Raw genomic sequence first — 25,523 nt, forward strand, 5'->3', positions numbered from 1 at the left:
CCGTATGAAGCGGCGTCTTATTTTAGCACGCCCTGCCCGTCATAGGGCGCGCCGGCATTGTGACGATTGCGGCGCCATATTTCCGCAATCGCTTTGTATCCTCTACCCATGCCAAGATTGAATAGTGCGTCAGAGACAACGGCACATGCGCAAGGATTTCGCCCATCGCGGCTATATGGCGGTAGATTAAACCGCTCAATGACAAGAATAATTGCCACCATGACCGCAATGTCTCGCAAAAAATAGTCCGCCTTTTGCTTGCCTTGCCGCATTGGTATCCGCCCGCCGACGATCTCCATATTGTAGGCGGCGAGATATGTTGGGAGCGGACGGCCGCTGTTGATGTCCTCAAGGATCATTTCTCGCAATGCCTCGTCTGCGACACTCCATCCGCCGCGCGCGCGGTCAACAGCGTCCATGAGGTTTTCGGGACGCCATCGCGAGAATTTCTTGATCATCTCGATCACAAAGCGGCGGCTTTGCTTGTCGCCTAGCCATGCGACTTCCACCCCGCAGAAGGTGTCAATCTTCTCGGTTCGCATCCGCTGCAGGATTTCCGTGGCATAGGTCACTGCTTCTGAAGTGTCAGCGGTCTGTTTCATACCGAAGCCCTCGCCATCGGGACGACGTTGTCCTTCGGGTCCAGAATGGATTCTAGCAGGGTTGAAAGCCTCGCCAGCGCGTCCGCCTTTTCCGATTGGTAGTGGTGGCGATCGTAAACACCCTCGACGCCTTGCAGGACGTGTCCGAGCACCCTTTCGGCGATGTCCGGCCGGACACCAGCGCGAGCCATCAGCGAACGCGCCGAGCGCCGCAGGTCATGGATGGACCAATCGTTGATCCCTGCCGCCTTGTCGAAAGCGGCCTTAGCCTTCGAGACGCCGTTGAAGTGCCCCGGACCGCGGCCGGCAAAGACATAGGGGTTCTGCCCGATGCGCGGTTGCGCCTCGACGACACCCAACGCCAGCGGCGGCAGACGCAAGGCGCCGCCTGTCCCCTTCTCGCGGTCCTCGCTCGGCACGGTCCAAACGCCATCCGCGATGTCCTCCCATCGCAGCGACATGACTTTCTCGCGGCGCTGCGCCGTGACGAGGGCGAACCGCAGGATGGCGCCAAAGGTGCCGCTGGATCCTGCCGTCGCCCAAAGCGCCCGGATTTCATCGTCCGAAAGGATCCTGTCGCGTTTCCGGCTACTCGGCGCCGTGCGCCTCATGCCGCGAACGATCGGCGAGACGTACCCATCGTTGCGCGCCGCGTACCAATTCGCGATGCCCCGCACGATCGCCAGCACGTAGTCCGCCTGCCGCGCCCCGTGATTGTCCTCGACCGCGTCCAGAAGCGCGGCAACGTCCCCACGGCGGACGGCTGCAAATTCCCGGTCGGCCCACCTCGGCAACACATAGACGGCGAGACAGCGCCGGATTTCCCGCTCCGATCTCAGGCCCTTCGCTTCAACGTGGCGCTTGAGGTAGGTCGCGGCGACGTCGCCGAACGTCTCTATGCGCGGGGTGACGGCGACGGCCGGCAGCCCATCCTTGATGCGCCTGATAGCCTCTCGAGCCGCCTCCCGAGCCGCGGCGATGCCGATATGGTCCGCAGAGCCGAGCGTTGCCCAAACCTGTTTTCCACCTGGCTCGCGGGCGACCGCGACGAACGTCTTGAGGCCGGACGGCATCACGCGGACGTAATGCCCTCGCACTTCCGGGTCGGGCAGGGTATAGCGGGTGGCCTTCGGCTTGAGGGCGGCTACGCCGTTGTCGGACAGCGACTTTCGACGGGTCATTCATCTCTCCCGGGCTAACGTCCGGCTAACAGCGATGCGGTGTGACAGGCGCTCACGTCGGCTAACGGTGAGTGAGAAAAGATAGCTGCCGCAGCGGGATAGACAAGCGCATGTCAGTGACGGTGAGTCGGTATCAGTGGAAATCTGCCGACTCTTAATCAGCGGGTCCCAGGTTCGAGCCCTGGTACACCCACCAAACCGTCCTGAAACGCCGCCGTCATTCGGGCCCATCGGGCCGCGCGGACCCGCGTCCGGCGCACGGCAGTCGTTGCCTTCGGACGTGTTGGCACTCCCCCTCGGCGAGTGCCAAAATTTTTGGTTCCCCCTCTTGAATGGTTCCCGCTACCGGGCCACATCCGGTCTGCGAGATGCCCGCTGGTCGTCCGCGACCGCGGCGCGCCGCACAGAACAATTGCATTGGCCCTCTCAACGAGGAGACGAAACATGGCTTTCCGGCCCCTTCACGACCGCATCCTGGTCCGCCGCGTCGACGCCGAAGAAAAGTCCAAGGGCGGGATCATCATCCCCGACACCGCCAAGGAGAAGCCGCAGGAGGGCGAGGTCGTCGCCGTCGGCCCCGGCGCGCGCAACGACAAGGGTGAGCTCGTCGCCCTCGACGTGAAGGCCGGTGACCGCATCCTGTTCGGCAAGTGGTCGGGCACCGAAGTGAAGATCGACGGCGAGGACCTCCTCATCATGAAGGAGACCGACGTCATGGGCGTGATCGATGCCGTGGCGAAGGCGAAGAAGGCGGCCTGAGCCGCTTCCGCTGAAGCCACCGATCGATCCCCTGAGCCAAGTTTACCGGAGTAATCGAAGATGTCCGCCAAAGATGTGAAGTTCTCCTCCGACGCGCGCGACAAGATGCTGCGCGGCGTCGACATTCTCGCCAACGCCGTTCGTGTGACGCTCGGCCCGAAGGGCCGTAACGTCGTCCTCGACAAGTCGTTCGGCGCGCCGCGGATCACCAAGGACGGCGTCACCGTCGCCAAGGAGATCGAGCTCGAGGACAAGTTCGAGAACATGGGCGCCCAGATGGTGCGCGAAGTGGCCTCGAAGACCAACGACATCGCCGGTGACGGCACCACGACGGCGACCGTTCTCGCCGCCGCGATCGTCAAGGAAGGCGTCAAGTCGGTTGCCGCCGGCATGAACCCGATGGACCTGAAGCGCGGCGTCGATCTCGCCGTCGAGGCCGTCGTCGCCGAGCTGAAGAAGCAGGCCCGCAAGGTCACCTCCAACGACGAGATCGCCCAGGTCGGCACGATCTCCGCCAATGGCGACGTCGACGTCGGCCGCTTCCTCGCCGAGGCGATGCAGAAGGTCGGCAACGAGGGTGTCATCACCGTCGAAGAGGCGAAGTCGCTCGACACCGAGCTCGAAGTCGTCGAGGGCATGCAGTTCGACCGCGGCTACATCTCGCCGTACTTCGTCACCAATGCCGAGAAGATGCGCGTCGAGCTCGAGGATCCCTATATCCTCATCCACGAGAAGAAGCTCTCCTCGCTGCAGGCGCTGCTGCCGGTGCTCGAGGCCGTGGTGCAGTCGGGCAAGCCGCTCGTCATCATCGCCGAGGACGTCGAGGGCGAGGCTCTCGCCACGCTCGTCGTCAACAAGCTGCGCGGCGGCCTGAAGGTCGCGGCCGTCAAGGCGCCGGGCTTCGGTGATCGCCGCAAGGCGATGCTCGAAGACATCGCCATCCTGACGAACGGCACCGTCATCTCCGAGGACCTCGGCATCAAGCTCGAGAACGTCACCCTCGACATGCTCGGCCGCTCGAAGAAGATCTCGATCACCAAGGAAGACACCACGATCGTCGACGGTGCCGGCGCCAAGGCCGACATCGAAGGCCGCGTTGCGCAGATCAAGGCGCAGATCGAGGAGACGACCTCCGACTACGACCGCGAGAAGCTGCAGGAGCGGCTGGCGAAGCTCGCCGGCGGCGTCGCGGTGATCCGCGTCGGTGGCGCCACCGAGGTCGAGGTGAAGGAGAAGAAGGACCGCGTCGACGACGCGCTGCACGCCACGCGCGCGGCCGTCGAAGAGGGCATCCTGCCGGGCGGCGGCGTCGCGCTGCTGCGCGCGCTGAAGGTGCTCGACGGCGTCAACCCGGCGAACGCCGACCAGAAGACGGGCGTCGAGATCGTCCGCCGCGCCATCCAGGCGCCGGCGCGTCAGATCGCCTCGAACGCCGGTTCGGACGGTTCGGTCATCGTCGGCAAGCTGCTCGAGAAGGACGACAACGCCTGGGGCTGGAACGCCCAGTCCGGCGAGTATGGCGACCTCTACAAGATGGGCGTCATCGACCCGGCCAAGGTCGTCCGCATCTCCCTGCAGAACGCCGCTTCGGTCGCCGGCCTGCTGATCACCACCGAGGCGATGATCGCCGAGAAGCCCCGCAAGGACGCCGCTCCGGCGATGCCGGGCGGTGGCGGCATGGGCGGCATGGACTTCTGATCCATCCACCCTCTACCAACGACGAAGGGCGGCCGCGAGGCCGCCCTTTTTCGTTTGCGACGGCTGTTGGCAGCGAGAAGCGACCGCTTACAGCGTCTCCGGGATCGGCTCCCAGCCGTCGGTGCCCGGGCGGAACTGCGGGATGTGGCCGAGCGCACGGACGAGCGTGGCATCCGCGCCGAGCTTCTCCTCCCAGTCGTGCGCCTCGGTGAGGATGACGCCGACGCCGACGACGTCGCCGCCGGCATCGCGCACGAGGTCGATCGTCCCCTTCAGGCTCGAGCCCGTCGCCACCACGTCGTCGACGACGACGACCCGCCGGCCGGCGAGCAGCGGCACGGCAGCGCGGTCGAGCAGGAGGCGCTGCTCGCCCTTCGAGGTGATCGAGGTGATCGTCCGGGTGAGGGCGTCGCCGAGGTGGATCTTCGGCGACTTCTGCACCACGACGTAGCGGTCGAGCCCGAGGGCGCGGCTCACCTCGATCGCCACCGGGATGCCGAGCGTCGCCGCGCCAACGACGATCTCCGGCGACAGCGGCTTGAGCCGTTCGGCGAGCGCCCGGCCGACGTGCTCGCCGAAGCGCACGCCCATGTCGATCACCATCATCAGCGAGATGGCGAAGTCGTCCTTGATCGGCACGATCGGCAGCTCGACGGGCAGTCCCGCCACGTCCACCGTCACGGCCTGCCGTCCTGCGAGGCGCGGATCGGTCCCGGCCACGGATGCGCTCATGGTCTGTCGTCCTCCATCGGCAGCCGCGGCTCCACCCGGAGCCCGACTTGTCTCCACGTCGTCCGCCGCACCGCCGGGTCGAAGCCCGAGACGGCGAGGCCCGTCGAGATCGCCTGCGCCATGCGGATCGCCTGCACGAGCAGCGGCACGCCGCGGGCGAGCGCATAGCGCAGCCGCACCGGCAGCGGCACGCCGTCGATCTCCATGCCGCGGGCGCGCTGGGCGTCGGCGATGCGCTCGAACTCGTCACGCAGCATCGGGATGAGGCCGAACACCAGCGTCAGCACCAGGGTCACCATGCCCGGCAGGCGCGCCGCACTCGCCGCCGCCAGGATGGCGCCGGGCGAGCTCGTCTCCATGATGAAATAGAAGGCACCGGTGGTGGCGACGAGGCGGGCCGCCATGCGCACCGCTGTCAGCGCCGCGTCCGCCGGCGTCGACCCCTGCAGCGCGAGGTTGACCGTCCAGGTGAGGACGACCAGCGCCGACAGGATGGCGATGCCCTTCAGGTAGCCGCGCACGCCGGGCAGGCGGGCGGTGACGATCACCGCCAGCACGACGGCGGCCACCGCGAGCGCCGGCAGCGGCCCGCGCACCGCCCACGACAGCGCCATCACGGCGAGGCCGACCGCGAGCTTGAGGAAGAAGTTGAGCTCCTTCAGCGCGTTCACAGCACGGCCTCCGCGCGCTCAGGCGCCGGCCAGCCGAGGCCCTTGAAGGCGGCCGATCGCCAGCCTTCCGCCGTCGGGCCGTCGTAGGCGATGCGGCCGTCGGCGAGCACCAGCAGGCGGTCGGCGAGGGCGTCGACGAGGTCGAGGTCGTGGGAGACGATGAGCACGCCGCGCCCCTCCGTCCGGCACTCGGCGAGGAAGCGGTCGAGCATGGCGCGTCCGGCGAGGTCACCGCCGATCAGCGGCTCGTCGAGGACGACGACCGCCGGCCGCGCCGCCGCGAGGCAGGCAAGCCCGAGCACGCCCTGCGCCCGCGTCGACAGCGCGAACGGGCTGTCCTCGGCGCGTGTCGCCAGGCCGTAGGCAGCGAGCGCCGCGGCGGCTGTCTCGCGGGCCTCAGGCGTGCGGGCCGACTTCGGGTCACCGGTCACCGCGAACGCGGCCTCCTCGAGGAGGGTGAGGTTGAAGATCAGGCGGCGGACATTCTGCGGCAGGTAGCCGACGGCACGGGCGCGCCGCGCCGGCGTCCAGCCGGTCGCATCCTCGCCGTCGACGGCGATGCGACCGGCAGAGCGGCGCGACAGTCCGAGGAGCGTCTGGAACAGCGTCGTCTTGCCGGCGCCGTTGCGGCCGACGAGGCCGACCACCTCCCCGCCACGGATCGAAAATCCGGCGTCCTCGACGACCGGCCGTCCGTCCGGCCGCTTCAACTCGGTGCGCAGGCCGGCAACCTCGAGGCGGACCGGGCCGAGCGTCGCCGCCGGCCGCGCGCGCGGCGCGACCCGCGGCGGCGGCAAGCCCGCCTCGATCCACGTCGAATCGCTCAGCGCCGCGGCGCTTGCGGCCATGGCGACGAGGGCACCCTCGCGCTGCAGCGCCACCTCAGTCGCCACCGGGCCGAAGGCGGCGGCGCCCTGTTCGGCAGCGACCAGCATCGGGATCTCGGGCCCGAGCGCGTCGATCGTGCCGACGAGGCGGGCGCGGGCGGCGGGATCGAGGCCGGTCGTTGCCTCGTCGAGGACCAGCAGGCGGGGGCGCGGCGCGAGCGCCGCGGCGAGGGCTACCATCCGCCGCTCGCCGCCCGACAGCGTCAGCACCCGCCGGCCAGTGAGGTCGGCGACGCCGAGCGCCCGGAGCAACTCGCGCACCCGACCGCGAACCTCGGCGCGTGCAACGCCGCGATTCTCCAGCGGGAAGGCGACGAGGTCCTCGACGCCGAGGTCCCACAGCTGGTCGTCGAGGTTCTGGAAGACGACGCCGACCGCCCGGAACAGCGCCGACCGTGGCATCGTCGCGATCGGCGTGTGGTCGAGGCGGACGGTGCCGGTGACGCGCGCCGGCAGCAGGCGCGGCACCACGCCGGCGATCGCCGACAGGAGCGACGACTTGCCGGAGCCCGCAGCGCCGCAAACGACGAGCCGGCCACCCTCGCGAACGGCGAGGTCGGTCGGCGCGACGACGGGTCCACCGCCTTCGTAGGCGACGCTCAGGCCTTCGACGGACAGCACGGCGACTGCGTTTTCCTGTGGGCAGGCTGGCTCAGAACCGCACCATCGTCCCGAGCCCGGCGCCCTTCAGGACCTTGATCGCCGGCAGCACGAGGAGCGGCGTCCCGATCAGCATCGGCACGATGTCGGAGAGCCCGAGATAGAACAGCGCCCAGGTGAAGGGGAAGATGCCGAGGAAGGCAAGCGACGCCGACACCGCCGCCACCATCACCAGCCCGACGACGAGGCAGACGACGGCGATCTTCACGAGATCGGTGGTGTCGATCGGCTTCTTCGCCGGGTTGAACATGAGGCCCGGGATGAAGCCGGTAAGGCCGACCATGATGCCGTCGACGATCAGCGTGTGGGCGGGAATGAAGGTGCCGGCGAGCAGCGACCAGACGACGGAGCCGATGTAGCCGCAGATGAAGCCGCTCTTCGAGCCGAGCAGGATGCCGATGAGCGGCGGCAGGAAGGCGAAGATGCGCCACTGGATGACGCCCGGCACCAGCTGGATCGGATTGGCGTAGGCCCACAGCACGCCGGTGGCGACACCGGCGACGACGGCGAGGACGATCGGAAACAGGCTGTTGCCTTCGACGGTGGTCTCGGTGGTGCTCATACGCTCAGACTCTCGCAGGGAAGGGCGGACGTCGCCCGGCGCGTGCACTGCAGCAACGACCGTGCCAACCGCTGGCCGGCGCGAGACCTCCGAAGAGGTGCCGTCCGGGCTTGGCGCCGCGGCGCCGGCGTGCATGATGCGGCCTTCAGCGCGCCGCTTCGAGACAACGGTCCCATGTCCCTCTTCACCATCGGCTACGAGCAGGCGACGCCCGCCTCGGTGCTCGATGCGCTGGCTGACGCCGGCGTCGAGCTCCTGGTCGACGTGCGCGCCGTCGCCGCCTCGCGCCGGCCGGGCTTTTCCAAGCGGCAGCTCGCCGCCGGGCTCGACGAGCGCGGCATCGGCTACCTGCACCTGCGCGGCCTCGGCACGCCGGCCGACGGCCGCACCGCCGCGCGCGCCGGCCGCCATGCCGAGATGCGGGCGATCTTCGACGCCCACATGGCGACCGACGGCGCGCAGGCCGAGCTCGCCGAGCTCGAGACGATCGTCCGTGCCGGCCGCAGCGTCTGCCTGCTGTGCTTCGAGAAGCATCCCGAGCACTGCCACAGGAACATCATCGCCGGCCTCGTCTGCGCCGATCTCGGCGTCGCCGCCGAGCATCTCTACGGCACCCCGTTGTGAGGATCGGCTGAGGTGGACAGCGTCGAGTGCGTGGTGATCGGGGCCGGCGTCGTCGGCCTCGCCGTAGCGCGGCGGCTCGCCGAAGCCGGCCGCGAGGTGATCGTGCTGGAGGCCGAGCGCTCGATCGGCATGGGGACGAGCTCGCGCAACTCCGAGGTCATCCACGCCGGCATCTACTATCCGACTGGCAGCCTGCGTGCCCGGCTCTGCGTCGAGGGCAAGGAGCGGCTCTACGCCTATCTCGGCGAGCGCGGCCTGCCGCACGCCCGCGTCGGCAAGCTGATCGTCGCCGGCCGCCCCGAGGAGACCGGCTATCTCCAGAAGCTGATGGCGACCGGCCACGCCAACGGCGTCAGCGACCTCCAGATGATCGACGGCGACGAGGCCCGCGCGCTGGAGCCGGAGCTCTCCGTCTACAGCGCGCTCGTCTCGCCGAGCACCGGCATCATCGACAGCCATTCCTACATGCTGAGCCTGCAGGGCGATGCCGAGGCGGCGGGTGCGGCCTTTGCCTTCTCCGCTCCGCTCACCGGCGGCGCCGTCGGCGAGGACGGCATCCGGCTCGAGGTCGGCGGTGCCGAGCCGATGACGCTGTCGGCGAAGATGGTGGTGAACGCCGCCGGATTGACCGCGCACACGGTGGCGTCGGCGCTCGCGGACTTTCCAGCGGCCCACGTGCCGCGCGTGCGCTACTGCCGTGGCGTCTATTTCTCGCTTTCCGGCAAGACGCCGTTCTCGCGCCTCGTCTATCCGGTGCCGGACGGCGCCTGGCTCGGCGTCCACTTCACCCTCGACCTCTCCGGCCGCGGCAAGTTCGGGCCGGACGTCGAGTGGATCGACGAGATCGACTACACCGTCGATCCCGGCCGCGCGGGCGCCTTCACCGAGGCCGTGCGGCGCTACTGGCCGGCGGTGCGCGAGGACCGGCTGGTGCCGGACTATGCCGGCGTCCGGCCGCGCCTTGTCGGACCCGGCGAGGCGCCGGTGGATTTCCTGATCAGCGGCCCGCGCGACCACGGCGTGCCCGGCCTCGTCAACCTGTTCGGCATCGAATCGCCCGGGCTCACCTCGTCGCTGGCGCTCGCCGACCACGTCGCGTCCGAACTCGGCGTCGCCTGACGGAGTGCCCCGAAAAAGAAAGTCGGGGTGGTGCTCACTTCGGGGAGCACCACCCCTGATCCGCGTCGGTCCCGGCAATATCGGGTGAGGCGGAGAAACGGTCGCTTGGGAGGCGGCCTTCGTACGCGCGGCGGGAATGCCGGTACTCGTATCTCCACCTTGCAGACCGCGTGCCAGACACGCGTTTCCGCTGGCGGCGTGTGCGGCACCGCCCGCCGGACCATCTCCTTGACGGTACCGGTGCCAAACAGCCGGGCAAGACACTCCGACGGTACGCCTAATTCCTGGGCAGCCAGCGCTGCGCGGCGTCGAGGGCGGCCAGGATGCGGCCGGAATCGGCGCGGATCTCGGCCTTGCGACGGGCGTCCATGCGCTCGAGGGTGCGATAGGGCATCGCCATCCGCGGGTTCGACCCGAGCTGGTCGCGGTGCTCGATCAGGAAGTTCCAGTAGAGCGGATTGAACGGGCAGGCGTCCGGTCCGGTCTTCACCTTCGGATCGTAGCGGCAGCCGCCGCAATAATCCGACATCCGGTCGATATAGGCGCCCGAGGCGGCATAGGGCTTCGACGCCATGATGCCGCCGTCGGCATAGAGCGCCATGCCGTGGGTGTTCGGCAGCTCCACCCATTCATAGGCATCGGCGAAGACGGCGAGGTACCACGCCTCCACCTCGACCGGCGCGAGACCGGCGAGCAGGGCGAAGTTGCCGGTCACCATCAGGCGCTGGATGTGATGGGCGTAAGCACCGCGGCGGATTTCGCCGACCGTCTCGGCGATGCAGGCCATGTCGGTCTCGCCGGTCCAGTAGAAGCCGGGCAGGGGGCGCGTCGCGGCGAGCGCGTTCGTCCCGGCATAGTCCGGCATGAAGTGCCAGTAGAGCCCGCGCACGTACTCCCGCCAGCCGAGGATCTGGCGGATGAAGCCCTCCACCGCATTCAGCGGCGCGTCGCCGGCGCGAAAGGCCGCCTCGGCGGCGCGGCAGACCTCCATCGGCCTGAGCAAACCCATGTTGAGGGCCGCCGACAGGCGGGCGTGGAAGAGCAGCGGCTCGCCGCGCTTCATGGCGTCCTGGTAGTCGCCGAACGCGGGCAACTGGTCGGCCACGAAGCCCTCCAGCGCAGCGAGCGCCTCGTCGCGGGTCACCGGCCAGTCGAAGGGCCCGAGATCGCCGAAGCCGTCGGGGAAGCGGGCGGCGACGAGATCGAGCACCGCGCGCGTCGTCGCGTCGGGCGGGAAGCGCGGCCGCTCCGGCACGACGACGTCCTTCGGCAGGCGGCCGCGGTTCTCGGCGTCGTAGTTCCATCGCCCGCCGGTCGGCGCGTCGCCGTCCATGAGCAGCCCCGTCAGGCGGCGCATGTCGCGATAGAAGTGCTCCATGCGCGGCGCCTTGCGGCCCTTCATCCAGCGGTCGAATCGCTCCCGGGAGCACAGGAAGCGGTCATCGAGGCGGATCTCGACCGGCACGCCGGCTGCGGCCGCCCAGCCGTCCATCGCCCGGCGGACACGCCATTCGCCGGGCTCGGTGACGACGACCTGTTTCGCGCCGTGGCGGGCGACGGCGCGCCGCACCTCACCGCCGAGCGAGCCGGAGTTCTGCGGATCGTCGAGCCGCACATAGTCGACCGTCACGCCGTCGGCGGCGAGCGATTCGGCGAAGTGGCGCATCGCCGAGAACAGGAGCGCGATCTTCTGGCGATGGTGCGGAACGTAGGTCGCCTCCTCGGCGACCTCGGCCAGCAGCACCACATCGGTTGCGGCATCGAGGTCGGAGAGCGCCGCGACGTCGCGGTCGAGCTGGTCGGCGAGGACGAGGCGGAGCGTTGTCATGATGGCGAGGTACGCCACGCCCGGCGCGCCGGTTCAGGCGAGCGAGCCGCCGCTTTGTCAGCAGCCATCGACGAAGGCTGCCAACAGACTGAAATCATTGACGGAAACTCTTATCTGGCTTGCTCGTTGCAAGGAAGGGCCTGTAGCCTTTCGGGCGTGGTGCCAACCAGTGAGGGGTTCCATGACGGACCGAGTGATCGAAGACGGGTCGAGCGCGTTCGAGTTGCAACTGGCCGGTTACGGCCTGACGACGGCGCGCATCCTATACCGGATGCCGGACCACCCGGCGCTGCTGCAGACCTATGTGTGGCAGGATTACGACGTGGCGCCGAAGTTCCCGGTGCTGACGCGCTTCATCGACTTCTGGCGGCGCGAACTGGAGGGCCCGCTGCACTCGATCGAGGTCGCCCACAAGCACCTCATCGGCGCCAACGAATGGAAGCGCGTCGACGGGATGTTCCTGCTGAACTGAGCGGCTGATAGAAGGCGGTCCGGCCACCTTGGCCGGCCGTCTTTTCGCGGCGTCGCGATAAGGCCATCGAAGCAGGCGACCTTGCGCGTTCCGCGGGGGCGCTCCGCCCCCGCCCGCGAAGGACCACCCATGCCGCCCCGCTACGACGCCAGCCCCGCCGTCTTCCGCGACTATCCGCTGCGCTTCCTCGTCTGCCTGATCCTGATCCCGGTGTTCGGGGTCGGGCTCGTCCTGCTCGGCATCTGGTGGATCATCGCCCGCTCGACGCGGCTCACGGTCGACGAGGTGCGGGCGACGCTGACGAGCGGCATCCTGTCGAAACAGGTCACCGAGGTGCAGCTGTCGTCGATCCGCACGGTGAAGATCGACAAGACGCTGGTCGACCGCATCTTCGACGTCGGCACGGTATCGGTCTACACCTCCGGCGACGCGCCCGAGCTCGTCGTCAAGGGCATGCCCGATCCGGAAGCGCTGGCGCACGCCCTGCGCCGCGAGGTGTGAGGGCAGGGCACCGGTCCGCCAGCCGGCTTTGACCGGTCGTAGCCCTTTTTGAGATTGCCGGCCGGCTTTGACCGGCCGGTGGCGGCGCCCTATGGTCGCGGCCCCGCCGTTCCCCGAGCCTCCGGTGCGCCCGCCCATGAGCCGTCTCGACGCTTTCCTCGCCCGCCTGAACGCCCAGAAGCTGCTGCTCGAGGAGATCGCCACCGCGATCGCCGACGTGCCGGGCCCGGTGCTGGAACTCGGCCTCGGCAATGGCCGCACCTTCGACCACCTGCGCGAGATCCTGCCCGGCCGCGAGATCTTCGTGTTCGACCGGGCGGTTTCGGCCCATCCGGCGTCGATCCCCGACGGCGAGCACATGATCGTCGGCGAGATCCGCGAGACGCTCGCCTTCTGCGGACCGCGCGTGAAGGCGCCGGCCGCCTTCGTCCACTGCGACCTCGGCACGGGCGACCCCACCGCCGACCTCGCCAAGGCCCAGTGGCTCGCGCCGCTCATCACCGAGCGCACCGCCTCCGGCGGCTTCGTGGCGAGCGGTGTGGCGATGGACCTGCCGGACTTCGAGGAACTGCCGATCCCCCCCGGCCTCGAGAAGAGCCGCTACCGGCTCTACCGCAAGCGGTGAGGGGGGAGGGTTCGCTCCGAGGATCCGGCACGGCCGATAGACTACTCCGGCCCACGCCATCCGAGGATAATTTTCCTGACACCGTTCGGTGCCCGCCCATGAGCCGGCTCGACAGCTTCATCCGGCGGCTGACGGCGCAGAAGCTCCTGATCGAGCGGGCGGTGGAACTCGTGCGCGATGTGCCGGGGCCGGTGCTCGAACTCGGGCTCGGCATGGCACGCACCTTCGACCACATGCGCACGCTGATGCCGGAGCGGGACATCTACGCCTTCGACAATGTCGTGGTGGCGCCGATCGACATGCTGCCGGACGCCCACCACTTCATCCTAGGCGAGATCCGCGAGACGCTCGCCTTCTGCGGGCCGCGCGTCGGCGCGCCGGCGGCGCTGCTGCACAACGACATCGGTTCGGGCGACGAGATTCACAACGCCGCGACGCGCGCGTGGCTGGCGCCGCTGGTGCCCAAGCGAATGGCGCCGGGCGGCGTCGTGATCACCTCGTTCACGATGGACCTGCCGGGCTACGAGAAGCTGCCGGTGCCGGACGGGGTGAGCGCCAACCGCTACCACTTCTACCGCGCGCCCCGCGGCTGAGGCGGCGGAACGCCGGCGACGGTGCCGCAGTTGACGGGCGTCCGGCGCCTCGCCAGAACGGCGCCTTCGCCGAACGAAGAGCGCCCGGCGCGGGTTTGACGCCCGAGCCGCAGAACCGCGCCCGCAAGACACAAGAGCCACCGCCATGACCAGCCCCAGCGTCCTCGACCTTGTCTCCGCCCCCTCGCGCGCAGCACCGGAGAGCGGCATCGTCGAGATCGTCAACTACGGGCGCGAGGTCGAGGGGCTGGTGAAGCTGTGGGTGGGCGAGGGCGACCTGCCGACGCCGGCCTTCATCGCGGATGCTGCGACCCGAGCGCTCGCCGCCGGCGAGACCTTCTACACCTGGCAGCGGGGCATCCCGCCGCTGCGCAAGGCGCTCGCCCAGTATCACACGACGATGCTCGGCCGGCCGTTCGAGCCCGACCGCTTCTTCGTCACCGTCGGCGGCATGCATGCGGTCATCGTCGCAGTGCGGATGATCGTCGAGGCCGGCGACGAGGTGATCGTGCCGGGGCCGGCCTGGCCGAACGTGCCGGCGGCGATCGAACTTGCCGGCGGCACGGTGAAGCTCTTGCCGATGGACTACCGCCCTCAGGGCTGGACGCTCGACCTCGAAAGGCTCGAGGCGATGGCGGCCGCCCCGCGCGCCAAGGCGATCCTCATCAACTCGCCGGCCAACCCGACCGGCTGGACGGCCGACAAGGAGACGCTCGCCGCGATCCTGTCGATCGCCCGCAAGCACGGGCTGTGGATCCTCGCCGACGAGGTCTATGGCCGCTTCGTGCCGGCGGGCGAGCGGGCGGCGTCCTTCCACGACGTCGCCGAGGACGGCGAGCGCATCCTCTACGTCAACACGTTCTCGAAGAACTGGGCGATGACCGGCTGGCGGCTCGGCTGGCTGGAGGCGCCGCCCGAACTCGGCCAGGTGATCGAGAACCTCGTGCAGTACACGACGTCCGGCGTGCCGAGCTTCCTGCAGCACGGCGGCATCGCCGCGATCGAGCACGGCGACAGCTTCCTCGCCTACCAGATCGAGCGGGCGAAGCGGGGGCAGGCGATCCTGGAGGCGGCGCTGTCGGAGAGCAACCGCGTCTCCTATGCCAAGCCCGGCGGCGGCTTCTACCTGTTCCCGACCATCGACGGCATCGACGATACCCGGGTGCTGGCCAAGCGCCTCGTCGACGAGGCCGGCGTCGGCGTCGCGCCCGGCACCTCGTTCGGCCCGGGCGGCGAGCGCTTCTTCCGGCTCTGCTGTGCGCGCAACGAGGGCGAGATCCGCACTGCCGCCGAGCGGCTCGCCGACTGGCTTCGCAAGCTCTGAGGGTCGGACTTACGCCGCCTTTGCCGCGGCGCGGGCGCGCAGCACGGCGCCGAAGCGGCGCAGCACGGCGGCGGCGTCCGGCGAGGGCGTGAGCGCCGCGAGCGTCGCCGGCGTGTCGACGCCGAGGCCGGCGAGCTTGTCGGCGATCGCCTCGATGATCAGGCGGTTGAGGCCGTCGTCGAACTCCGGATGGAACTGCACGCCCCACGCCGCGTCGCCGAAGCGCAGCGCCTGCACGCCGTTGGCATTGCGGGCGAGGACGACGGCGCCGGGCGGCGGCGTCACGACGATCTGATGGTGGGCCGACTGGGCGAGGAAGCGGGCGGGCGCCTGTCCGAGCATCGCGTCGCCGGCGCTTTCCGCCGTCCGCTCGATCGTCACGGTGCCGTATTCCGGGCCGGCCTCGAGCGGCGCGACGTGGCCGCCGAAGGTCTTCGCCAGGAGCTGATGACCGAAGCAGAGGCCGAGGGTCGGAACGCCCGCCTCGACCGCCGCGCGCAGATAGTCGGCGGTGCGGCCGATCCACGGAATCGGGTCGGCGACCATGACGGCAGCGCCGCTCATGACGACGCCGGAAACCTCCTCCAGCGGCGGCAGCGGCTCGTCCTCGCAGACCATCACCACGGTGGCCGGCCGGTCGTCGATGGCGAGGCCGCGCAGGATCACCTCGCCCGTGTCGCCATAGACGGCGCCGACCGAGGGCAGCGACTGGTGCATCATCTCGCCCTGCAGGACGAGCAACGGCTTCGGCGTGGTCTCACGGGGCATCGGCATTCCGTGGCGGACTGGAGGAACGGCCAGCGGAGGAGGCCGCGCGGCCGGGCCCGGAGTTGGGGCGGCGGCGAGGGTAGCGCGGCGACGGCTGCGCCGCCAGCGGGGAGGGGTGGGGAAGGGGGCAGTGGACGGTGGTGCGTGGCGGTGGGCAGCGGCGGTGGGCCTTGACGGTGGCAGCGGCGCCTGCTGCGGGCACCCACCCTCCCCCTGTGGGAGGGTCGGGCCGCGTAAGCGGACCGGGGAGGGCCGTCGGCGGCGACAGCCGACGACGGTGCGACGGTTCGACAGTCGCCAACGCCGTACCGCCGCGCGTTGCGCGGCGGCCCCCTCCGTCGGGCTTCGCCCGCCACCTCCCCCACGAGGGGGGAGGGCGCGCGCGCGTCGGGCGCATGCGTGGAAAACCGCGTCGCATTTGCTGCCGCCGTCCTCCAAGCTCTTCCACCCTCGGCTGAAACACCCCCACCCCCGCGCGGTCTCCCGCCGGGGTTTTGCTCGTCGTCTCCCCCTCCAATGGAGGGGACGGGGCGCCGATCGGCGCAATCCGTAGTGGTGGCGGCGGTTGCCCGCCGCAGGGTGCCTTGCGGCACCCGCGCCTTCCGGCGCCCCGTGTGTGCGGTGTTGCCTGGGTCCCGGTGCTCCCCCTGGCGGTCTGCGGGCCGGCGCGCTTTCCTCGCCTTGGTCGCCGCAGGCGCTACTCCCTGGCGTCACCGTTGAAGGTGACGCTGCCTCCGCCCTCGCGGAGGCCCGGGACGCCGCTCGTGGTGGCGGCGGGAGGCTTTACCCACGATCCCCCCGGGGAAGGAGTTTGCGCGTCTTCTCCAGCCGCGGGTCACCGCCGTCCACCCCGCGGGCACCGGTACGCCCCCGGCTGCGCCCCTCCGAGTGGACAGGGGAAGTGTGGATGGGGATGGTGTCCGTGTCAAGGGTTTTATTCCTATTGCCGGGGGCCGGTGGTGGCTTTCGGCAGTGGGCAGTAGGCAGTCGGCAGTGGACAGTGGGGAAGGTTCGGCGGCAGCGGTTTCGTCCCTCCCCTGCCAGGGGGAGGGACAGGCGACCGCAGGTCGCCAGGGTGGGGCCCGTCAATCCGGACTGCGACGATCGAGGGGCCGAGCCCGCGATTCACTGGCCCCACCCTGACCGCTTCGCGGTCTGTCCCTCCCCCTGGCAGGGGAGGGACAACGTCCGGCGATCCGCGCCGTACCGCCGCGCGTTGCGCGGCGGCCCCCTCCGGCGGGCTTCGCCCGCCACCCCGGATCAAGTCCGGGGCAGGCTCTCCCACACGAGGGGGGAGGGAAAACGCACGCCTCCCCTCGGCCGTCATCCCGGACCAGCGAGGCGCAGCCGAGCGCCGATCCGGGATCCAGGAGAAGACACGTCGCGCGGGACGCGCGACGCCAAAGCCGCGCCTGCGGCGCGGGGTCTGACGCTGGGCCCCGGATCGGCGCTCGCCTGCGGCTCGCTGGTCCGGGGTGACGACGGATGGGGTGACGACGGAGAGGGTGACGACAGAGAGGGTGACGACGGAGAGGGTGACGACCGAGAGGGGGGGTGGTCGAGGGGCTGACGATTGGGGGCGATGGAGAGGGTGGCGATCGCGGCGTGAACGTCGCTTGCGGTCGGACCTGGCCACTCCGTCAGAACACGAACGGCCATCTCCCCCCGCATACAAGATGCATACAAGCGCAGCAAGATTGCACAGATTTTAATCTTACGAGTGTAGTGATTCGGGTTGGCGCAGGCGGCCGACGCTTCCCGCGCGGCGGGAAACCGCCGTCCGGGCCGCTTGGCACGTCGGTTGCAATTCTCCTGTTCAGAGGCCGCACGCGGGGGCGCGGGGGCGGCCGGCTGGAACCTCAGGGGAGCGCTTCTCATGCACGACGACACTTCGCGGCCGGGCGCAGCGGGCCGGCGGACGCTGCTGCCGACCCTCGGTGCCTCGCGCCGCCTCGCCGCCTCGGGCGGCCTCGGCGCGGCCGGCGGCTTCTCGCTCGACCGCCGGACGCTGCTGAAAGGCGTCGCCGCCGGGGCGCTGGTGGCCGGTGCCGGGCTCGGCGGCATCCGGCCGGCACGGGCGTCCGGCCTCACCGTCGGCATCGTCTATGTCGGACCGCGCGACGACTATGGCTGGAACCAGGCGCACGCGGTGGCCGCCGCGGCGCTGAGGGAGGTGCCGGGCATCACGGTGATCGAGGAGGAGAACGTCCCCGAGACGATCGCCGTGTCGAAGTCGATGGAGAGCATGATCGAGCTCGACGGGGCGAACCTGATCTTCGCGACGTCCTTCGGCTACTACGACCCGTACATGCTGGAGATGGCGAAGAAGTTCCCGGACGTGCAGTTCCGCCACGCCGCGGGTCTCTGGACCGACAGTGCGCCGAAGAACGCCGGCAGCTATTTCTGCTATCTCGACCAGGCGCACTATGTCGACGGCATCGCCGCCGGCCTCGCCTCGAAGGCCGGCAAGCTCGGCTTCGTGGCGGCGAAGCCCATCCCGACGGTGCTCCTCAACATCAACTCGTTCACGCTGGGCGCCAAGAGCGTCAACCCGGACGCCAAGGTGCAGGTGGTGTTCACCGGCGAGTGGTCGATGCCGGTGCGCGAGGCCGAGGCGACGAACGCGCTGATCGACGCCGGGGCGGAAGTCATCACCTGCCACGTCGACAGCCCGAAGGTCGTCATCGAGACGGCCGAGCGTCGCGGCGTCATGACCTGCGGCCACAATGCCAGCCAGGCCGACCTCGCGCCGAAGGGCTTCCTCACCGGCGCCGAGTACAAGTGGGTGACGATCTACAAGGAGTTCGCCGACATCCTGGCGACCGGCGGCACGCTGCCGAACTTCGTCCGTGGCGGCTACGACAAGGACTACGTGCAGAACACCGCCTACGGGGCGGCCTCGACCGACCTCATCCGCGCCGCGTGCGAGCAGGCGAAGGCGGAGCTGCGCGCCGGCAAGGTGATCTACCAGGGCCCGATGAAGGACAACACCGGCAAGGAGGTGATCCCGGCCGGCACCGAGCATGACGCCTACGACGTCTGGCTCGAGCAGACGAGCTTCCTCGTCGACGGCGTCGTCGGCTCGACGAGCTGACGCATCCCGCAAGACGGCCGGGCGTCCGCGCCCGGCCGCGATCCCGCCTGTGGTTTCCGGGGAGGGCGTGCCGTGAGCGATGCCGTGAGAGACGGGACGGGTGTCTCCGCCGGGGCGGGGATGGCGGAGTGGCGGGACCGGATCGGCCGCTCGGCCGAGTATCTCGCGATCCCGATCTTCGCGCTGATCGTCTCGGCGGCGCTGTTCTCGCTGTTCCTGCTGGCGCTCGGACAGTCGCCGGCGCAGTTCTTCCAGCTTCTGTGGGTCGGCGGCTACGGCACCTCGTTCTCCTGGCAGAACACGCTGGTGCGCTCGGCGCCCTTGATCTTCACCGCGCTCTGCGTGGCGATCCCGGCGCAGCTCGGCCTCGTCATCATCGGCGGCGAGGGGGCGCTGGTGCTGGGCGGTCTCGCCGCGGCGGTGATCGCGCTGCCGCTCGCCGGCACGGCGCCGCCGGCGATCGTCCTGTTCCTGATGCTGGTGGCGGCGGTCGGCGTCGGCGCGGTGTGGATCGGCCTCGTCGGGCTGTTGCGCTACGGGCGCGGTGTCAACGAGACGATCGCCAGCCTCCTGATGTTCTACATCGCCATCTCGATCCTCAACTTCGTCGTCGAGGGGCCGCTGCGCGATCCGGCGAGCCCGAACAAGCCGTCGACCGCCTCGATCGGCGAGGCCAACATGATCGGCAACGTGCCGGGCATCGACGTCCACTGGGGGCTGCCGATCGGCATCCTGCTGTGCGTGCTGCTCTACCTCCTGATGAGCCGGACGACGTTCGGCTTCGCGGCCCGCGTCACCGGCGGCAACGTGCGGGCGGCGCAGGGGCAGGGGCTGCCGGTCGGCAGGCTCGTCGTGGCGGCGACCGCGATTGCCGGCGGCTGCGCCGGGCTCGCCGGCTTCTTCGAGGTGGCGGCGATCCACGGCAAGGCGAACGCCTCGCTGATTGCCGGCTACGGGTTCTCGGGGATCCTGGTGTCCTTCCTCGCCCGCCACAACCCGCTCGCGATCCCGCCGGTGGCGATCCTGTTCGGCGGCATCGCCGCGGCGGGCGGCCTCGTGCAGCGCCGGATGGGTTTGCCGGACGCGACGATGGTGGTGCTGCAGGGCCTGATCTTCGTGGTGCTGCTCGCGAGCGAGACGCTCTACGGGCGGTTCAAGATCTTCGGGGGGAAGCGGTGAGGGCCGCCCAGCATGCGACGTGGTCCTCCCCCTGCCAGGGGGGAGGACAGCCGCGCGCAGCGCGGCAGGTGGGGGCCTGTCAGTCCCAACGCCGGCCTGAGTTCGGATTGACGGGCCCCACCCTGCCGGCTTCGCCGGCTGTCCCTCCCCCTGGCAGGGGAGGGACGGGTGCCCTCCGCGGCGGTCGTCTCTCAAGACAAGGAGCGCGCTGATGGACCCGACCCAAGTCGCGACCGATCTCGGGTGGTGGAGCGTGCCGCTCGCCATGTTCGCCGGCGCCATCCGGGTGTCGACGCCGTTCCTGTTCGTCAGCCTCGGCGAGTGCCTGACGGAGAAGTCGGGGCGCATCAATCTGGGGCTCGAGGGGACCCTCGTGTTCGGGGCGATGACGGGCTACGCGGTCTCCTACATGACCGGCTCGGCGTGGACGGGGGTGCTCGCGGCCGGTATCGCCGGGTCGCTGTTCGGCATGCTGCACGCAGCCCTCTGCTCGCTGCCGAAGGTGAATGACATCGCCGTCGGCATCGCGCTGATGCTGTTCGGCGTTGGGCTCGCCTTCTTCTTCGGCAAGCCGTTCATCCAGCCGACGGCGCCGCGGCTGCCGTCGATCCCGCTCGGCGAGTGGTCGGACATCTCGCAGGTGCGGGTGGCGCTCGAGATCAACCCGTTGTTCTTCATCGGCGCGGCGCTTGCCGTCGTCATGTGGTGGGCGTTCCGCAACACGCGGGCCGGGCTGATCGTGCGGACGACGGGCGACTCCGCCGCGGCGGCCCGCGCCCTCGGCGTCTCGGTGCTCGGCGTGCGGTTCGTGGCGACCACCATCGGCGGCTTCATGGCCGGCGTCGGTGGCTCGTTCCTGTCGCTCTACTATCCCGGCTCATGGAACGAGGGGCTGTCGTCCGGCCAGGGGCTGATGGCGGTGGCGCTCGTCATCTTCGCGCGCTGGAACCCGCTGCTCTGCTTCGTCGCCGCGCTGCTGTTCGGCGCCGCCGGCGCGCTCGGGCCGGCGCTGCAGTCGATCGGCGTGAGCCAGGGCTACCATTTCTTCAACGCCGCCCCCTACGTGCTGACGCTCGCCATCATGATCGCCGCCTCCTCGAAGGTGCGGGCGCTGCGCGGCGCACCGGGCGAACTGTCGATCGTGAAATGAGCCGCCCCGACCCTCTGCACTGAGAAGGAGACGCCATGACCGCTCTCGCCCGTGCCGTCGCCGCCCCGGAGGGCGTCGCCGTCGCCGCCGATCCCTATGCCTGGCCGTTCGACGGGAACCTGCAGCCCTCGAACACGGCGCTGATCATCATCGACATGCAGACCGACTTCTGCGGGAAGGGCGGCTATGTCGACACCATGGGCTACGACCTGTCGCTGACGCGGGCGCCGATCGAGCCGATCGGCCGGGTGCTCGCGGCGATGCGGGCGAAGGGCTACACGATCATCCATACCCGCGAGGGCCACCGGCCGGACCTCGCCGACCTGCCGGCGAACAAGCGCTGGCGGTCGCGGCAGATGGGGGCGGGGATCGGCGATGCCGGGCCGTGCGGCAAGATCCTCGTTCGCGGCGAGCCGGGCTGGGACATCATTCCCGAGCTCTATCCGCTGGCCGGCGAGCCGATCATCGACAAGCCCGGCAAGGGCTCGTTCTGCGCCACCGACCTCGAGTTGATCCTGCACACCCGCGGCATCCGCAACATCATCCTCACCGGCATCACCACCGACGTCTGCGTCCACACGACGATGCGCGAGGCGAACGATCGCGGCTTCGAGTGCCTGATGCTCGAGGACTGCTGCGGCGCCACCGACTACGGCAACCACCTCGCGGCGCTGAAGATGATCAAGATGCAGGGCGGCGTGTTCGGCGCGGTGGCGACGGCGGACGCGCTGCTGGAGGCCCTGCCGTGAGCGCGGCGGAGGCCCTCGCGCCGGCGCCGGCCCTCAACGGTGGCCGGCGGACGGCGGTCGGCGTCGAGACCGTCGGCATGACCAAGGTGTTCGGCGCCTTCACGGCGCTCGAGGACGTTTCGATCACGGTCCGGCCCGGCTCGTTCCACGCGCTCTTGGGCGAGAACGGCGCCGGCAAGTCGACGCTGGTGAAGTGCATCCTCGGCTTCTACGAGCCGACGCGCGGCTCGATCCGGGTGGACGGCAAGGACGTCGAGGTGAAGAACCCGCGCGACGCGCAGCTCCTCAAGCTCGGCATGGTCTACCAGCACTTCACGCTGGTCCCGAGCCTGACGGGGGCGGAGAACCTTGTCATCGCCCGCGCCGACGCGCCGGCCTTCATCGACTGGCGCAAGGAGACGAAGCGGCTCGAGGCCTTCTTCGACGAGATGCCGTTTCGGGTGCCGCTCGACAAGCCGGTGTCGAGCCTGTCGGCGGGCGAGAAGCAGAAGCTCGAGATCCTCAAGCAGCTCTATCTCGACCAGCGCTTCCTCATCCTCGACGAGCCGACCTCGGTCCTGACGCCGCAGGAGGCCGACGAGATCCTCGGGCTCCTGCGCGGCATGACCGAGCGCGGCGAGCTGTCGGTGCTGATGATCACCCACAAGTTCCGCGAGGTGACGGCGTTCACCGAGGAGGTGTCGATCCTCCGGCGCGGGCGGATGGTGGGGGCGGGCAAGGTCGGCCAGATGTCGACCGACGAGATGGCGCGCCTGATGATCGGCGACCAGGAGATCCGCGAGCGCGCCGCCCGCAAGACCTTCAACGCCCGCGAGACGAAGCTCGAGCTCGCAGCCCTCTGCGCCATCGACGACGAGGGGCTGCCGGCGCTCGACCGGGTGAACCTGAAAGTGGCCGGCGGGGAGATCGTCGGCATCGCCGGAGTGTCGGGCAACGGCCAGAGCGAGCTGATCGAGACGCTGTCCGGCCAGCGGCCGCTGACCGACGGGCGCATCGTCGTACGCAGCCAGCCGTTCGAGCCGAAGCGGGCCGACATGGATCGCTTCAAGGTGTTCGGCCTGCCGGAGGAGCCGCTGAAGAACGCCACCGCACCGAAGATGTCGGTGGCGGAGAACATCTCGCTCCGCTCGTTCGACAAGCCGCCGATCGCCGGGCTTGGCTTCTGGCTGAAGCCCTATCCGCTCAGGAAGATGGCGCGCGAGCTGATCGGCCGCTACCGGGTGAAGACGACCTCACCGGACGCGCCGATCGAGACCTTGTCGGGCGGCAACGTGCAGCGGGCGGTGCTGGCGCGCGAGCTCTCCGGCGACGTCGACGTGCTGATCGTGGCGAACCCGTGCTTCGGGCTCGACTTCGCCTCGGTGTCGGAGATCCGCAGCCAGATCATGGACCAGCGCAACCGTGGGGCGGCGGTGCTGCTCGTGTCCGAGGACCTCGACGAAATCCTCGAGCTCGCCGACCGCGTCGCGGTGATGTCGGAGGGGCGCATCGACTATGTCGCGCCGATCGCCGAGACCGACCGCACCACCATCGGCCGGCACATGGCCGGACACTGAGAGGGGCGGGGATGAAGCTGACCGTCGCGGCCGAGCCCTATGCGTACGTCCTGCCGGAGAAGGCGACGGCGCTCGTCGTCATCGACATGCAGCGCGACTTCGTCGAGCCGGGCGGCTTCGGCGACACCCTCGGCAACGACATCGGCCGGGTGGCGGCGATCGTGCCGACGGTGGCGCGGCTCCTGGCATTTGCCCGGTCGCGCGGGTGGACGGTGGTGCACACGCGCGAATCGCACGCGGCCGACCTGTCGGACTGCCCGCCGGCGAAGCGGACGCGCGGCGCGCCGACGCTCCGGATCGGCGACGAAGGGCCGATGGGACGCATCCTTGTGCGCGGCGAGCCGGGCAACGCCATCGTCGACGCCTGCGCGCCGGTGGCGGGCGAGATCGTCCTCGACAAGCCGGGCAAGGGCGCTTTCTACGCGACAAGGCTCGGCGAACTCCTACAGGCGCGGGGCGTGACGCACCTGGTGCTCGCCGGCGTGACGACGGAGGTCTGCGTGCAGACAACGATGCGCGAGGCGAACGACCGCGGCTACGAGTGCCTGCTCGTCGAGGACGCGACGGAGAGCTATTTTCCGGAGTTCAAGGCGGCGACGCTCGACATGGTGCGGGCGCAGGGCGGCATCGTCGGCTGGACGGCGCCGCTGGCGGCGCTGGAGGCCGCCGTCGGATGAGCGGCGGGGCGGTGCTGCGGAGCGGGGCGCGGGTGGCGGAGACGACGGCGGGCGGGCTCGATGGCGATGGCCCCGAGATCAACCGGCTGGAGGTGGTGGCCGAGGTGCGGGCTGCGTTCGAACGATACGAGCGGGCGCTGGTGGAGCGCGACTTCGACACCCTCGACGAGCAGTTCTGGGACGGGGCGCCGGTGGTGCGCTTCGGCATCGCCGAGAACCAGTACGGTCCGGAGGTGATCGGCGCCTGGCGGCGGGTGGCGCCGGTGATCCATCCCTCGCGGCGGTTGTCGAACACGGTGGTGACGACGTTCGGGACCGACTTCGCGACGGTGTCGACGGAGTTCCGCAGCGATGTGCAGCCGGGGCTGGTCGGCCGGCAGATGCAGACGTGGGTGCGCTTTCCCGGCGGCTGGCGCGTCGTCGCGGCGCATGTGAGCACGATTGCGGACGAGGGGTAGGGGGTAGTCCGGAACGATCTGGAGAGGGGGACGCATTCGAGGTGCGCATGGGGCACCTCGTTGCAGCAGGGCACCCATCCTACCCATCCTACCCTGGAGGGGGAGGGTCGGTGACCGCAGGTCACCGGGGTGGGGTGGCGCCGCCGGGAGGCGGCGAAAAGAACTGCGAGACTGGTGGGGGACTGAGTTGCATGCGGGCTCCCGCGCGCGGTCACCCCACCCCGCCGCGCCTTCGGCGCGACGACCCTCCCCCTCAAGGGGAGGGTGAATCACGCTCCACCGCACTACATTCGGAACAAGCAGAACAACGGGAAACCGCCCCAGTGGACTCCTCGCCCGCCGAAACGGCGCCCGCCGCGCCAACGAAGTCCGTGACGCGGGCGGTCGAGGTGCGGCTGCAGCTTGCCGAGGAGATCGTCACCGGCCAGCTCTCGCCCGGGGCGGCGCTCGACGAGAGCGAGCTCGCGCGGCGATTCGGGGTGTCGCGGACGCCGGTGCGCGAGGCGCTCCGGGCGCTGGCGGCGAGCGGGCTGGTCGAATCGCGAGCGCATCGCGGCGCCGTGGTGGCGCACCCGACGCCGCAGCGCCTCGTCGACATGTTCGAGACGATGGCCGAGCTCGAGGCGCTCTGCGCCGGGCTGGCCGCCACCAACATGACGGCGGCCGAGCGGCGGGCGCTGGAGCGGCTGCACGAGGCGATGGGGGCGGCGATGCGGGCCGGCGAGGCGGTGCGCTACCGCGACTTCAACGAGACCTTCCACGCCACCATCTATCAGGCGACTCACAACGCCTATCTCGCCGAGATCACCACCGAGACCCGGACGCGGGTGCAGCCGTTCCGGCGCGCGCAATTTGCCGCGCTCGGCCGCATCGCCAAGTCGCACGCCGAACACGAGGCGGTGGTGGCGGCGATCCTGCGCGGCGACCGCAGCGCCGCGGCGGCGGCGATGCGCGCCCACATCTTCATCGTGCGGGACGCCTACGGCCGCTTCCTCGAGGAGCTGTGAGCGCCGACGTGCCGGTCGTCGACCGGCCGGTGGGCGCCTTGCCACCC

Annotated in this window: 25 protein-coding genes; 17 read left to right on the forward strand and 8 right to left on the reverse strand. The window is 70.0% G+C overall.

What is annotated here, in order from left to right; translation table 11 throughout:
- Nucleotides 1–17: 17 nt before the first annotated feature.
- On the reverse strand, nt 18–602 hold the full coding sequence (locus RUR49_RS06840) for a hypothetical protein (RefSeq protein ID WP_409145624.1): 585 nt from the start codon (nt 600–602) through the stop codon (nt 18–20).
- Entirely contained in the window at nt 599–1,783 is a 1,185-nt protein-coding gene (locus RUR49_RS06845; RefSeq protein WP_409145625.1) for a tyrosine-type recombinase/integrase, read from the reverse strand. The genes RUR49_RS06840 and RUR49_RS06845 overlap by 4 nt, the downstream gene beginning before the upstream one ends.
- 444 nt (nt 1,784–2,227) lie before the next feature.
- Here RUR49_RS06845 and groES point away from each other — a divergent pair, with 444 nt between their 5' ends.
- Nucleotides 2,228–2,542, forward strand: a complete 315-nt coding sequence (groES, locus tag RUR49_RS06850) for a co-chaperone GroES (RefSeq protein ID WP_409145626.1) — start codon at nt 2,228–2,230, stop codon at nt 2,540–2,542.
- A gap of 60 nt (nt 2,543–2,602) precedes the next feature.
- Complete coding sequence (gene groL / locus RUR49_RS06855) at nt 2,603–4,240, forward strand: chaperonin GroEL (protein ID WP_409145627.1); 1,638 nt, start codon at nt 2,603–2,605, stop codon at nt 4,238–4,240.
- An 87-nt stretch (nt 4,241–4,327) separates the two neighbouring features.
- On the opposite strand, the gene RUR49_RS06860 is transcribed toward groL, so the two are convergent.
- Genes RUR49_RS06860 through RUR49_RS06875 form a run of 4 tightly spaced genes read right to left on the reverse strand, consistent with a single transcriptional unit; the run spans nt 4,328 to nt 7,752 of the window.
- The gene (locus tag RUR49_RS06860) at nt 4,328–4,972 is read right to left on the reverse strand and encodes a phosphoribosyltransferase family protein (protein WP_409145628.1); all 645 of its coding nucleotides are present in this window, start codon (nt 4,970–4,972) and stop codon (nt 4,328–4,330) included.
- Complete coding sequence (locus RUR49_RS06865; protein WP_409145629.1) at nt 4,969–5,643, reverse strand: energy-coupling factor transporter transmembrane component T family protein; 675 nt, start codon at nt 5,641–5,643, stop codon at nt 4,969–4,971. The genes RUR49_RS06860 and RUR49_RS06865 overlap by 4 nt, the downstream gene beginning before the upstream one ends.
- Nucleotides 5,640–7,151, reverse strand: coding sequence for an ATP-binding cassette domain-containing protein (locus tag RUR49_RS06870; RefSeq protein ID WP_409145630.1), 1,512 nt, complete (start codon nt 7,149–7,151; stop codon nt 5,640–5,642). Before RUR49_RS06870 ends, RUR49_RS06865 begins: the two co-directional genes overlap by 4 nt.
- A 31-nt stretch (nt 7,152–7,182) precedes the next feature.
- Entirely contained in the window at nt 7,183–7,752 is a 570-nt protein-coding gene (locus tag RUR49_RS06875; protein ID WP_409145631.1) for an aminotriazole resistance protein, read from the reverse strand.
- Between the two features lie 174 nt (nt 7,753–7,926).
- Here RUR49_RS06875 and RUR49_RS06880 point away from each other — a divergent pair, with 174 nt between their 5' ends.
- Nucleotides 7,927–8,376 (forward strand): DUF488 family protein, encoded by a 450-nt coding sequence (locus tag RUR49_RS06880; RefSeq protein WP_409145632.1) that lies wholly within the window; start codon nt 7,927–7,929, stop codon nt 8,374–8,376.
- A 12-nt stretch (nt 8,377–8,388) separates the two neighbouring features.
- On the forward strand, nt 8,389–9,495 hold the full coding sequence (locus tag RUR49_RS06885; protein WP_409145633.1) for an NAD(P)/FAD-dependent oxidoreductase: 1,107 nt from the start codon (nt 8,389–8,391) through the stop codon (nt 9,493–9,495).
- Nucleotides 9,496–9,772: 277 nt separating this feature from the next.
- Here RUR49_RS06885 and RUR49_RS06890 read toward each other — a convergent pair whose 3' ends face one another.
- On the reverse strand, nt 9,773–11,323 hold the full coding sequence (locus tag RUR49_RS06890; RefSeq protein WP_409145634.1) for a cryptochrome/photolyase family protein: 1,551 nt from the start codon (nt 11,321–11,323) through the stop codon (nt 9,773–9,775).
- 181 nt (nt 11,324–11,504) lie between these two features.
- On the opposite strand from RUR49_RS06890, the gene RUR49_RS06895 reads away from it, so the two are divergent.
- The 5 genes from RUR49_RS06895 (at nt 11,505) to RUR49_RS06915 (ending at nt 14,838) form a co-directional block, all read left to right on the forward strand.
- Nucleotides 11,505–11,795, forward strand: a complete 291-nt coding sequence (locus tag RUR49_RS06895; RefSeq protein ID WP_409145635.1) for an usg protein — start codon at nt 11,505–11,507, stop codon at nt 11,793–11,795.
- 129 nt (nt 11,796–11,924) lie between these two features.
- Nucleotides 11,925–12,296, forward strand: a complete 372-nt coding sequence (locus RUR49_RS06900) for a PH domain-containing protein (RefSeq protein WP_409145636.1) — start codon at nt 11,925–11,927, stop codon at nt 12,294–12,296.
- Between the two features lie 136 nt (nt 12,297–12,432).
- Nucleotides 12,433–12,921 carry a class I SAM-dependent methyltransferase gene (locus RUR49_RS06905; protein ID WP_409145637.1) on the forward strand — a complete coding sequence of 163 codons (489 nt, stop codon included), beginning with the start codon at nt 12,433–12,435 and terminating at the stop codon, nt 12,919–12,921.
- 98 nt (nt 12,922–13,019) lie between these two features.
- Nucleotides 13,020–13,514 (forward strand): class I SAM-dependent methyltransferase, encoded by a 495-nt coding sequence (locus RUR49_RS06910; protein ID WP_409145638.1) that lies wholly within the window; start codon nt 13,020–13,022, stop codon nt 13,512–13,514.
- 145 nt (nt 13,515–13,659) lie between these two features.
- Complete coding sequence (locus RUR49_RS06915) at nt 13,660–14,838, forward strand: pyridoxal phosphate-dependent aminotransferase (protein WP_409145639.1); 1,179 nt, start codon at nt 13,660–13,662, stop codon at nt 14,836–14,838.
- 9 nt (nt 14,839–14,847) lie between these two features.
- On the opposite strand, the gene RUR49_RS06920 is transcribed toward RUR49_RS06915, so the two are convergent.
- Nucleotides 14,848–15,606, reverse strand: coding sequence for a glutamine amidotransferase (locus RUR49_RS06920; protein WP_409145640.1), 759 nt, complete (start codon nt 15,604–15,606; stop codon nt 14,848–14,850).
- 1,876 nt (nt 15,607–17,482) lie between these two features.
- On the opposite strand from RUR49_RS06920, the gene RUR49_RS06925 reads away from it, so the two are divergent.
- From RUR49_RS06925 to RUR49_RS06960, 8 genes are all read left to right on the forward strand, one after another.
- Nucleotides 17,483–18,700 carry a BMP family ABC transporter substrate-binding protein gene (locus tag RUR49_RS06925; protein WP_409145641.1) on the forward strand — a complete coding sequence of 406 codons (1,218 nt, stop codon included), beginning with the start codon at nt 17,483–17,485 and terminating at the stop codon, nt 18,698–18,700.
- A 120-nt stretch (nt 18,701–18,820) separates the two neighbouring features.
- Nucleotides 18,821–19,879: an ABC transporter permease gene (locus RUR49_RS06930; RefSeq protein ID WP_409146342.1), complete on the forward strand. Its 1,059-nt coding sequence runs from the start codon at nt 18,821–18,823 to the stop codon at nt 19,877–19,879.
- A 211-nt stretch (nt 19,880–20,090) separates the two neighbouring features.
- Nucleotides 20,091–21,029, forward strand: coding sequence for an ABC transporter permease (locus RUR49_RS06935; RefSeq protein WP_409145642.1), 939 nt, complete (start codon nt 20,091–20,093; stop codon nt 21,027–21,029).
- Between the two features lie 35 nt (nt 21,030–21,064).
- Entirely contained in the window at nt 21,065–21,778 is a 714-nt protein-coding gene (locus RUR49_RS06940) for a cysteine hydrolase family protein (protein WP_409145643.1), read from the forward strand.
- 77 nt (nt 21,779–21,855) lie between these two features.
- Complete coding sequence (locus RUR49_RS06945) at nt 21,856–23,334, forward strand: ABC transporter ATP-binding protein (protein ID WP_409146343.1); 1,479 nt, start codon at nt 21,856–21,858, stop codon at nt 23,332–23,334.
- Nucleotides 23,335–23,345: 11 nt separating this feature from the next.
- Nucleotides 23,346–24,011 (forward strand): cysteine hydrolase family protein, encoded by a 666-nt coding sequence (locus RUR49_RS06950; protein WP_409145644.1) that lies wholly within the window; start codon nt 23,346–23,348, stop codon nt 24,009–24,011.
- Nucleotides 24,008–24,469 (forward strand): oxalurate catabolism protein HpxZ, encoded by a 462-nt coding sequence (gene hpxZ / locus RUR49_RS06955; RefSeq protein ID WP_409145645.1) that lies wholly within the window; start codon nt 24,008–24,010, stop codon nt 24,467–24,469. Before RUR49_RS06950 ends, hpxZ begins: the two co-directional genes overlap by 4 nt.
- A 323-nt stretch (nt 24,470–24,792) precedes the next feature.
- A complete protein-coding gene (locus tag RUR49_RS06960) occupies nt 24,793–25,476 on the forward strand; it encodes a GntR family transcriptional regulator (protein ID WP_409145646.1) in 684 nt (227 codons plus the stop codon).
- Nucleotides 25,477–25,523: the final 47 nt, after the last annotated feature.

Source organism: Pseudoxanthobacter sp. M-2 (assembly GCF_046156265.1).
GTDB lineage: Bacteria > Pseudomonadota > Alphaproteobacteria > Rhizobiales > Segnochrobactraceae > CAMDHY01.